We start from the raw sequence: 3,275 nt of genomic DNA on the forward strand, positions 1-3,275 counted from the left end.
CCGTTTCCAAAGGCTATCCCCCAATGATAGGTAGGTTGCATACGTGTTACGCACCCGTGCGCCACTGTGTATTGCTACACCGTTCGACTTGCATGTATTAGGCCTGCCGCTAGCGTTCATCCTGAGCCAGGATCAAACTCTCCATTGTAAATATTTTAATGAAATGTTGTTCTGTCTTATTCTAAAGAATTATAACATCACAACCTATCTTAGAATGTCGTATCTTCTTTTATCTTTTCTTACCAGCTTTTCAAAGAACTCTTTTTCTCAAAATAATTAACCAACTTATCGTCAGTACATTATCTCAAAAATTGTTGTCAAACCTCTTTCGATTTAACCGTTTCCCGTTGTTTGGGAGTGCAAAATTAGTTGCTTTATTTTTAACTTCCAAATGTTTTTGAAAATATTTTTTAAAATTTATTTTCGAAACTCACATCCTTTCTTCTTCGCTACAACTCCTTTCCCGTCGTTTGGGAGTGCAAAATTCCCACTTTATTCCATACTATCCAAACCTTTTTTGAACTATTTTTAAAAGTTTTTTGTAAGTCGCTGAATATCAGAAGATACAGGTAGTTAAAAAAATGACATCAAATTGATATTATTCAATTGATGGCATTCCTCTAAACTTACAAACACAATTAATACTTAAAATATTTATAAAATATATTTTGAGGTTTAGCTTACTTCTAAGCGAAAATTATCTGTTTTAGTATCAAAATTTATATCTAAATCTAAAAAATATCTTTAATCTAATCATTTATATCCCTTAACTCTTGGTTTACTCTACTTTGAACTTTTGAACTAGCAAACAATTACTATCGCATTCATTAGTGGAATCCGTAACATATCGTACTTTTCATAGATTATATTATGATTATGATGCTCTACACAGTACCTATGAAGTGATGTTAAAATTGACAGATTCTAATTCATATCTGCATTTATATCTCTATTTTATTTTTCTCTTCTTTTATTCTTGACTTGTTATCACCTTACTTACCACTAAAAGGAACAATCCTACTATAAATATAGTACTTGATAAACCATCAATGGATAGAATATTTAACCTAGTACTTTGAACTACATTCATCTCACAAAATTTCATTATATAGACTTTTCCTGAAAACTATTCCTTATTTCAGTGTGGCTTCTATCGCAGTATTTACTTTACCAACTATAGGAGTCTTTTGAAGCCCATCCTAAATGTTGGCACTCTCTTTCACTATTACTTTAGATGAAAGTCCAAATATTCAGAAGTACTACCACTATCCAGACAATAAAGTTATCAATTTAAAGGCTAAGGAGTTTTATAATTCTGTTGTCCCCAAACTGATACGATTTAACTTTAATTATTCTTCACCTCTATTGTACTTATTACTTCAATCAAGCTCATCTGGATTCAATTGAGTTAAGCTCTTATGGTAGTTTACTTTTACTTGTTTTATGAATGATCTATAAAAAGTATCGTTATCATTCCTATTTTACCTACTTATAAGCTTTAGTGTTTTTCGTATTTTTATATATTTTTATTCAGTGCTAAAACCGATGAATTTTTAATTTCATTACATTAAATCGCTCGTTCATATAATTAATTGTGCATTTCCTTCGATTCAGCTTCAAAAAATTTCAATAATACCATAAAAAAACATAACTTTGTTTTAGGCTTAAATGAAAAACATTTGAGTGCCTACCGAATAGTTCGACACTTTCAAAATACCCTACATCATAAAATGATGTAGGGTTATTTTTTGCCCTTCCATTTTTTCTTATTTCTAGCTAGTGCTTTTTTAGCGTTAGAACTTTTATACATAATCAATTCAGTAGCTTGAAGAATTTGTTTGAATAAATGGGACAAAAGGAACTGTTCTTACTTTCTTCTTGGACTCATGGTAATAAATATCTCTACAATCACAAGCTCTATATGAAGCATATCGTATCTCTAAAAATCTTTATCCCATTTGAAAAAGAAAACCAAACGCTCCCAACTATTGTATGAGTTAAACCATCCTATAGCTTCTAATAAGGTTACATACTTTCTCAGAATTATTGCTTCTTTTTATTCAAACATTTATTGAAACCTTATCTGAGAATATTCATGTGAAATTGTTATATGAGGAGTATTTGTTTCAATACGCATACTTTCTGAAGAAGTTATTATAGAATAAGGTTAAGCAGAAACTTACTATAATACAGTTCCCAAGTAGCTGGATGTAGATAGCTACGAATTCGATATGGTTTTAGTAATCTAACTCGATCTTTACAAAGTATTTATTAGTAGAGTTAATACACTTTTAGAAGGGCTAATACATTCTTTTGATCTATATTGGTCGGTATATTTATTTCTAAAGCAAACTTTATCCTCTGAGTTAGTCTTGAGCGAGGGTTTTAAACGCTATTTCTTTCGGATATTGGATTTTGAAAGTGTAATCTACTACTTAAACTATATTTTGTAAAAAATAAAAGTATTTGACTTCATTTCCGAAATCAAAAATCCCTCAATAGCTGGAAATTCTTTGTACCGTCTTTACTCCAAGTAATTCTCTCATCTCTATTTGAACTAGATGATTTTCAAAATGTATTAGTATTATAAAATATCATTCTTGTAATATTTGGGAGCTTTTTTACTTTTCAGTATTGATTGGGACGCATAGTCCGGGGCGCGCAGCCTGCACTATCATCAACGGGACTGAGCCTTGTAAAACACAAAAAGCCACCCTATCGAGGTCGCTAACATTTCTTTGTAATATTTTATGGCTTTTCTCTGCATGATTGGGACGCACAGTCTGGGACACTGAGTTCTCAGCACGCAGCCTGCAGTATCCTCAACGGTACTGAGCCTTGTAAAACAAAAAAGCCACTCTTTTGGAGTGGCTTCTGTCTTTGTAATATTTTGGAGCTTTTTTACTTTCCCGCATTTGATTGCAGTATCATCAACGGTACTGGGCTTAACTACTCTGTTCGAGATGGGAAGAGGTGAACACCAGTCCTATCGGCTCCATAAAACCTGCGAGAATTACTTCTCTATGTCTTATGTCCGTTTGACGTATATCGTGAAAGATGTTGAACAAGTAAGAATTAAATCCTTAGTACAGAGATATCATAAGCTATTGGGTAATTAGTATTGCTCGACTCTGGTATCTCTACCTATACATCTGCAACCTATCAACGTTGTCATCTACAACGGCCCTTATTTGGAATACTCATCTTCAGGTCAGTTTCGCACTTAGATGCTTTCAGCGCTTATCTGGTCCCGACGTAGCTACTCAGCTATGCCY

The 3,275-nt window shown here is 32.7% G+C and carries 3 rRNA genes; all 3 read right to left on the minus strand.

Annotation, left to right across the window (positions count from 1 at the left end):
- Positions 1-148: ribosomal RNA gene (locus tag BWI92_RS26080) — 16S ribosomal RNA — on the minus strand; the annotation flags it as partial.
- 2,740 nt (positions 149-2,888) lie between these two features.
- Positions 2,889-3,000 (minus strand): 5S ribosomal RNA (rrf, locus tag BWI92_RS26085).
- A 94-nt stretch (positions 3,001-3,094) separates the two neighbouring features.
- Positions 3,095-3,275, minus strand: a 23S ribosomal RNA gene (locus BWI92_RS27885); the annotation flags it as partial.

It is taken from the genome of Flectobacillus sp. BAB-3569 (assembly GCF_002270355.1).
Classification (GTDB): Bacteria; Bacteroidota; Bacteroidia; order Cytophagales; family Spirosomataceae; genus Flectobacillus; species Flectobacillus roseus.